At 70.0% G+C, this 6,878-nt stretch carries 8 protein-coding genes and 2 pseudogenes; 3 read left to right on the top strand and 7 right to left on the bottom strand.

The window, feature by feature from the left end; all coding sequences use genetic code 11:
* Positions 1 to 995 (bottom strand): glycoside hydrolase family 2 protein (locus tag ABT300_RS39650; protein WP_351686714.1); only part of this gene is annotated, 995 nt, incomplete at its 3' end.
* Positions 996 to 1,193: 198 nt separating this feature from the next.
* Between ABT300_RS39650 and ABT300_RS39645 the strand changes: the two genes are divergently transcribed.
* Both ABT300_RS39645 and ABT300_RS39640 read left to right on the top strand, forming a co-directional pair.
* Positions 1,194 to 1,385, top strand: coding sequence for a hypothetical protein (locus ABT300_RS39645; protein WP_351686711.1), 192 nt, complete (start codon positions 1,194 to 1,196; stop codon positions 1,383 to 1,385).
* A 222-nt stretch (positions 1,386 to 1,607) separates the two neighbouring features.
* Positions 1,608 to 2,543 (top strand): annotated as a pseudogene (locus ABT300_RS39640) (carbon-nitrogen hydrolase family protein).
* Positions 2,544 to 2,658: 115 nt separating this feature from the next.
* On the opposite strand, the gene ABT300_RS39635 reads toward ABT300_RS39640, so the two are convergent.
* The 3 genes from ABT300_RS39635 to ABT300_RS39625 form a co-directional block, all read right to left on the bottom strand.
* The gene (locus tag ABT300_RS39635) at positions 2,659 to 2,820 is read right to left on the bottom strand and encodes a hypothetical protein (RefSeq protein WP_351686708.1); all 162 of its coding nucleotides are present in this window, start codon (positions 2,818 to 2,820) and stop codon (positions 2,659 to 2,661) included.
* A 142-nt stretch (positions 2,821 to 2,962) separates the two neighbouring features.
* Positions 2,963 to 3,181 (bottom strand): Ku protein, encoded by a 219-nt coding sequence (locus tag ABT300_RS39630; protein WP_351686705.1) that lies wholly within the window; start codon positions 3,179 to 3,181, stop codon positions 2,963 to 2,965.
* Positions 3,182 to 3,654: 473 nt separating this feature from the next.
* Positions 3,655 to 4,131, bottom strand: coding sequence for an Lrp/AsnC family transcriptional regulator (locus ABT300_RS39625; RefSeq protein ID WP_351686702.1), 477 nt, complete (start codon positions 4,129 to 4,131; stop codon positions 3,655 to 3,657).
* Positions 4,132 to 4,232: 101 nt separating this feature from the next.
* Here ABT300_RS39625 and ABT300_RS39620 point away from each other — a divergent pair, with 101 nt between their 5' ends.
* Positions 4,233 to 5,264 (top strand): 1-aminocyclopropane-1-carboxylate deaminase/D-cysteine desulfhydrase, encoded by a 1,032-nt coding sequence (locus ABT300_RS39620; protein ID WP_351686699.1) that lies wholly within the window; start codon positions 4,233 to 4,235, stop codon positions 5,262 to 5,264.
* A 59-nt stretch (positions 5,265 to 5,323) separates the two neighbouring features.
* On the opposite strand, the pseudogene ABT300_RS39615 reads toward ABT300_RS39620, so the two are convergent.
* The 3 genes and pseudogenes from ABT300_RS39615 to ABT300_RS39605 form a co-directional block, all read right to left on the bottom strand.
* Positions 5,324 to 5,731, bottom strand: a pseudogene (locus tag ABT300_RS39615) (class I SAM-dependent methyltransferase); the annotation flags it as partial.
* A complete protein-coding gene (locus ABT300_RS39610) occupies positions 5,728 to 6,345 on the bottom strand; it encodes a TIGR04282 family arsenosugar biosynthesis glycosyltransferase (protein ID WP_351686697.1) in 618 nt (205 codons plus the stop codon). The gene ABT300_RS39610 and the pseudogene ABT300_RS39615, both read right to left, overlap by 4 nt.
* Positions 6,342 to 6,878 (bottom strand): glycosyltransferase (locus ABT300_RS39605; RefSeq protein WP_351686694.1); only part of this gene is annotated, 537 nt, incomplete at its 5' end. The genes ABT300_RS39605 and ABT300_RS39610, both read right to left, overlap by 4 nt.

Genomic DNA, 6,878 nt, shown 5'->3' with positions numbered 1-6,878 from the left:
GGCTGGTGGGAGATGCGGATCGCGTTGAACCCGGCGTCCTTGAGGATCTCGACCCGGCGTTCCTCGGCGCGCGCGTAGGTCGCCGCTCCGAGGATCCCGTTGTCGTGGTGGACGCAGGCGCCGCGGAGCTTGACGGTCTCGCCGTTGAGGCGCAGGCCGTGCTCGGGGTCGAGTTGCAGGGCGCGGATGCCGAAGGTGGCGTGCTCCTCGTCCACGTCCCCCAGGGCAACGCGGCAGTCGTAGAGGTTCGGCGCCTCGGGGCTCCACAGGACCGGGGAGGGGACGTAGAGACGCTGCCGGACCGTCGCCGGTTCACCTGGCAGCACCGTGACCCTGGAGACGTCGCTCGCGACGACGGTCCCGGCGGCGTCCCGTATCTCCGTGACGACGGGGAGCGTGCGCACCTCGATCGAGTCGTTGGCCACCTCCGTCGTGACCTCGACCACGGCACGCGAGTCGTCGATGTCGGGGGTGGTGACGCGGACGCCGTCGGGCGCGATACGGACCACCTCGCCGACGAGCAGCCAGGTGTCGCGGTAGATCCCCGCGCCCGTGTACCAGCGGGAGTCGCGGTGGGCGCGGGCCTCGACCCGGATCTCGTTCTCGCCTTCCTCACCGTTCCCGCCGAATCGCAGGAAGCGGTCGGCGTCGATACGGAAGTGCGAGTAGCCGTAAGGCCGTTGGCCCGCGTAGTCGCCGTTGATGTACACGGCCGCGTCGCGGTACACGCCCTCGAACTCGACGAAGATCCGCTTGCCCCGGCACTCCTCCGGGACGGAGAAGGTCTTGCGGTACTCGAAGACCCCGCCGGGGAAGTAGGCGCCTGCGGCGCCCTCCATCGTGACGTCGCCCGCCGGCGCCGCTCGCTGCTGCTCGATCATCGCGTCGTGCGGCAACGTCACCGGCCGGTACGGGACCACGTGACCGGACAGCTCGGCGAAGGGGTTCACCTTGGGCCGGACCTGCCAGCCGTCGTTGAAGGACGTGCGCATCATGTGGTCTCCATGAGTGGTCGGCTCTCCGCCGTCCGGGAGCCGGACGCGCAGCCCTGCAGGGTGCGATGCACCCCGGCGACCTGGCCTTGAGCGATCACGATGTTTCGACCTCTAAAATCTATCACTTAAAAAATTAATGGCTAGGGTGAACGCGAGCCCTCTTGAACAACACGTCCTGAGCACCCGTTCCCCTTCGAGGTGCACGACCGCGCGGCCGACCGGGACGAGCGCGAGCCGACCTGGGGCGGCCGCCCGCAACACATGGCCGCCGTCGACGAGCCCCACGCCATCGCGTTCCTCACCTCCCCGGCGGGGTCATTCATCACTGGGGCCGACCTGCTCGTGGAAGACGGGCTCATGTCGATGAGCCCCGAAAGCCGTGTCAGTTGAGGGTTCGGCTTGTGACGATCGGCGGATCCTTGTGTATCGGCGATGCTCCCGTCGAGGACGGATTTGCGTCCCGGCTGCGTCGTCACCGAATCCTGGAGCACCCCCGGCTGCGATATCACTGGGGCAAGTTGGGCAGTCAGCGCCGGGAGCCGATGTACCGACCGGTAAAAGAGGCGGTCAGGCAGCCGGCTCCCCGACGAGCCGACGACCGCGAGCTCTGCCGTGGCCGCCCGCGCACCTCATGAGTCCCGCCGCACCGTGACCGTCGCCGTCGCCCAAGCGGCCGCCCCGTTGTTCGACACTCCGGGCTGCAATGGCCCGGGCCGAAGAACTCCTCCGGGGCGCCGAGGTCGTCGTCCTTCCCGAGGCGTTCCTCGGGGGCTACCCGAAGGGACTGGACTTCGGCGTCACGGTCGGCAGCCGCTCCCCGGACGGCCGCGATCTCTTCCGCCGCTACCACGCAGCCGCCATCGAAGACCCGGCCCGGAGATCGAAACCCTGGCCGCGCTCACCCGGGAACTCGGATGCCACGCCGTGGTCGGCGCGGTCGAACGTCAGGGCGGCACCCTGTACTGCGTCGCGCTCTTCTTCGGCCCCGACGGCTACCTGGGCCTGCACCGCAAGCTGATGCCCACCGCCGCCGAGCGTTACCTGTGGGGGCAGGGCGACGGATCCACTCTCCCCGTCATCGACACCGGCGCCGCCCGTATCAGCTCGGCGATCTGCTGGGAGAACTACATGCCGCTGCTGCGCGCCGCGCTGTATGCCAAGGGCGTGGATCTGTGGTGCGCGCCGACCGTCGACGACCGCGACGCCTGGCAGTCCACCATGCGGCACATCGCCCTGGAAGGCCGCTGTTTCGTCCTCAGCGCCAACCAGTACCTGCGGCGCGACGCCCTGCCGGCCGATCTCCACACCGTCTAGGGCGACGAACCGGACACCGTCCTGATCGGCGGCGGCTCTGTCATCGTCTCCCCGCTCGGCGAGGTCCTGGCCGGGCCGCTGCGCGACGGCGAGGGAATCCTGACCGCGGAACTGGACCTCGACAACCTGACCCGCGCCCGTTTCGACCTCGACACCACCGGCCACTACGCCCGCCCCGACGTCTTCACCCTCCATGTCGATGAGTCCCCCCACCTCACCGTCACCGCCAGTTGACCGCACCGGCAGGACTGCGACAGCTCCGCTCTGCACGCCCGGTCGTCACGCGGCCCACCTCGCTGATCGGCAGGCCGCCCGAAGGAGAAGCGCACCGACTCCTGCAGCGCGGCCATCAGGTGCAAGTCCAGGTCCGGGGCCCGGCCCTGCTCCTCGGCTCGGGTGCCTCTAGCAGCGGCTTGTCCTCCCGCTTGTACTCGGTGATCTTCGCCACGGCGTCGGTGTAGAAGTCACGGAACTCCTCCCCCTGAAGATCCTCGCGGGTCATGGAATCCATCAGCGCCAGCGCGCTCTCGATCTCCCTCTAGGACACCTCGACCGGCGGCGGCAGCAGTTCGGCGGGGTCACGGATCTCGTCCGGCAGGCGCATCGCGTGCAAAACGCTCGCATCCCCGCGCACCCTGAGCAGACCCCACGCGTTAGCGGCCCAACCACGCGTACGTGGCGACCACGACCTTCGCCGAGCGCCCCAGCGCCTGGCGCAGCAGCTTGCAGGGCTTCGCCGCGACCTGGCCGGACGGCTGCAGGTAGTGGTCCCCGCTGATGCGGAACGGGTCCACCGAATCCAGTGGCACGAAGGCCTCGATCTCGATCGCCTTGGCCGTCGGCAGGTCGCGCAGTTCCTGGCCAAGCGCCATCCTGGCTCGGAGAAGTCACCCGGCCGAAGCTGATCGCGCCGGACCACATCGTTCGGGGCACCGCACACCTCCAGCGTACGAACACCAGCGGCCCCCAGCACGGGAATGCACTCCCCCGGAAAACGGGGGCGGCGCGGGCCCCAGGACTGGTCGTCGACGAGGCGGCCGCTGTCGTTGCGCAGGGTGGCGGTGTGGTGATCGTTGTTCCACACGTAACGCGGCGGCCCTGGAGAGGTCGGTGCGGAGGTCGCGGCCCGGGGAGTCGTACTGGACGGCGGAGATCTGCTCCTTCGCGCGGGCCGGGCGGGCGTGGTCGGCGGCGGTGACCTGCAGCGCCGCCATCGAGACAAACGCGCCGGAGGGCTGGACCTCGTCTGCTGTTCCCTGCTTACTCCGTCCCCTTCGTCCATCCGCCGGACGTACATCCCTCGGAGAGGCCCTCGCCGACGGCGTGGACCCCGTCTCGAAGCTCGTCACGAAGCGTCCGTTGCCAGTCGATGGAGAAGAAGAGACATTCGGTGAGGGATGACCTCGGTTGTCGCGATCGAGGTGCTGCTGCGTTGCACGCCGGGCGCCAGCTGCACGGCCTGTGTGATCCGGTGCAGATCAACAGTGTCGCGAGCGACCACTCGGAGTATGAGGTCTGCGTCTCCTGTCGTGGTGTGCGCTTCGATGACCTCTGGAATGGCACTGATCGCCGCATAGGCCGAGTCGGTCTGCTGCTGCGACACGGACAGAGTCACGAAGGCGAGTAGGGGCCGGCCGATTGCCGCTGGGGAGAGAGGGGCGCTGGGTGTGCCCAGCGCCCCGCCGTCGTGGAGCCTCTTCAGGCGCGCCTGCACCGTGTTCCGCGACATCCCCAGCCGGGCAGCGATCTCGATCAGCGGGGCTTCGGGTGAGTCATCCCGGGCGAGCAGTATTCGGGCATCAACCGCATCAAGGTTATGCATATGACAGACAGTACGTCACGGGGCGGCCCTCGATTGTGCATCTGCACGATCAGATTTGATGTAGTTGTGCATATGGGCCGCTCTCTCTAACTTCTGCGAGCATGAGCGCAGCACGTAACCACACCGACTTGCCACGTATCGACCTCCGAGGGTTCACCTCGCCCGTGCATTTCCTGCCTCGGCTGAGCGATGAACTCGGCGTGGAGGTCTGGGCGAAGCGCGACGACCTGGGCTCGGTAGGTCTCGCAGGGAACAAGGTGCGCAAGCTCGAGACGGAGCTCGCGCACGCACGCACGCTGGGAGCCACCCACATTGTGACCGAAGGCTCTCGCCATTCCAACGCCACTCGTGCAGCTGCCGCTGCGGCAGCCGCGATCGGAATGAAGTGCACTCTCGTGCTCTGCCACAACGAGCCGAAGGAGCCCGTGGGCAATCTTCTCCTCGATGCCCTTTTCGGCGCCGACCTCCGTCTTGTCGGCGACGTCTCCTGGGTAGAACTCGCTCGGCTGACCGAGGATGTCGTCCGCGAGCTGGAGGCTGTCGGCGAGCGGGTCTACCGACTGCCCATCGGCTCGGCAACCGGCCGTGGAGCGGCGAGCTTCGCGCGCGCCTACATCGAAGCCGAAGAGCAGATGGAGGCGCAGGGTGCGACATTCAGTACGATCGTGCACGCCAGCTCGGCGGGGAGCACGCACGCGGGACTTGCACTGGGGCGAGCGGTCCGTCAGAAGTCGACCCGCGTCATCGGCGTCGTCGTCGCGGGAGAGGTGTACGACGACGTACCGGGGAACTACCTCCGGCTCGCGAACGAGGCAGCTGATCTCATCGCGCCCACCATTCGCGTCGCCGCCTCCGACATCGAGCTGACTGAGGACTACTTGGGGGAGGGCTACGGACAGCCCGCCGCGGGCGTCACGGAGGCCATAGACCTCATGGCGCGGCTCGAGGGAATCGTGGTCGACCCGGTGTACACGGCGAAAGCGGTCGCGGCGATCATCGACATGGCGCGCAAGGAAACGATCGAGGGCCCAGTACTTTTCTGGCACACCGGGGGGTACCACGCGATCTTCGATCCGAGCTATGCGGCGGCAGTGTGGTCTGACCTTCCTCGACTGAGGGACATTCGGCTCTGAAAGCTGTCCTGAAAGCCGGCGCCGCCATGGCCGCCACGATGGGTGTCCAGTTGGCCGAACAGAGGGGGGCCGCCGAGCCGGACCGTGTGCCGCACGGCGGCCTCGCTGACGTCGATGCCCAGAGCGGTACGGCCCCGGGCGGCGAGTTCGGCGACCAGCCGTCCGGGACCGCATCCGACGTCGAGGACGGCGCCCTCGCAGCGGTCCAGGACCTCGCGGTCCACGACGTCCGCGCGGCCGCACCAGCGCTCCACGTCCAGGGGGAGCAGCCAGCCGTCCCCGCGGCGCAGGAAGAGCGGCCCGCGGCCGGCCCGCAGGGCGTCGGCGTACGGATCGGCGCGGGACCAGCCTTGCTCCGCGCCGTGCTCCGCGCCCTCGCGCGTGACCATGTCGTTCGTCGTCACGTCGTTCCTCGCCGCGTCGTGCGTCGTCACGTCTTTCGTCATCGCCTCGGGCGTCGGGCTCATCGGCTGCCGACCGCGCGGAGCCGGGTCAGGGCGGCGGCGAAGCGGCCGTGCGCGGCGCCGGCGGCGACCGCCTCGGCGTCGGCGCACGTGTCCACGTCCCGCAGGCGCGGCAGATCGCGCACCCGCAGTCCGGCGGCGACGAGCCGTGCCCGCTGCACCGCCCCGGTCGCGGCCGTCGACATCGGCACCCCGCGCAGCAGATCGGGATCGGGGCAGGCCAGCCCGAGCGCCCAGAAGCCGCCGTCCTCGGCCGGGCCGAAGCAGGCGTCGTACCCGTCGAAGTCCACGGTGAGCAGTTCCGGCGTCACCTGGGGGGTGTCCATCCCGATCAACAGGGCCGGGCCGTCGCATCCGGCGAAGGCCGCGGCGAGCCGCTCGTCGAGACCGCCCGCAGACTGCGGCACGACGTCGAAACCGGGCGGCAGCCACGGTCCGCTCGCCCCGTCGAGCACGAGCACGCGACGCACGGCGGATGTCGCGGCCACCGTGCGCAGGGTGTCCTCGAGGGCCGCCTCGGCGAGCGACGCGGCCTCGACGGGCGTGAACGGCGGGGTCAGGCGGGTCTTCACCCGGCCCGGCCGCGGTTCCTTGGCGACGACGAGCAGGGTGGTCATCGGCGGACGCCTTCCTGCGCGGGCGCCGGAGCGGCAGCGGGGCTCGCCGCGGGTTCCGGAGCCGCGGGCTCGGCCAGGACACGGCTCATGTCGCGCACCGCCTGCCAGGTGCCCCGCCAGGTCCCGGTCACCTTGGACGCGCCCGACCGCGGCAGATAGGGGACGTCGTGTTCGGTCACGCGCCAGCCCGCGTCGGCGGCCCGCACGACCATCTGCAGGGGGTAACCGCTGCGCCGGTCGGTGAGGCCGAGCCCGAGCAGCGCCTCACGGCGGGCGGCGCGCAGCGGACCGAGGTCGTGCAGCCGCAGGCCGGTACGGCGGCGCAGCATCCGGGCGAGCGCGAGGTTGCCGGCCCGGGCGTGCGCGGGCCACGCGCCGCGGCCCTGCGGGCGTCTGCGTCCGAGCACCAGGTCGGACTCGCCGGCCCGGACCTCGCGCACGAACGGCACGAGCAGGGCCGGGTCGAGGGAGGCGTCGCAGTCGCAGAAGCACACGATGCCGGCGGTCGCGGCGCTCAGCCCCGCGTGGCAGGC

This window comes from Streptomyces sp. NPDC001027 (assembly GCF_040299045.1).
Taxonomy (GTDB): domain Bacteria; phylum Actinomycetota; class Actinomycetes; order Streptomycetales; family Streptomycetaceae; genus Streptomyces.
The sequence above is the reverse complement of the archived record's forward strand: the minus strand, read 5'-3'. Positions and strand labels throughout refer to the sequence as shown.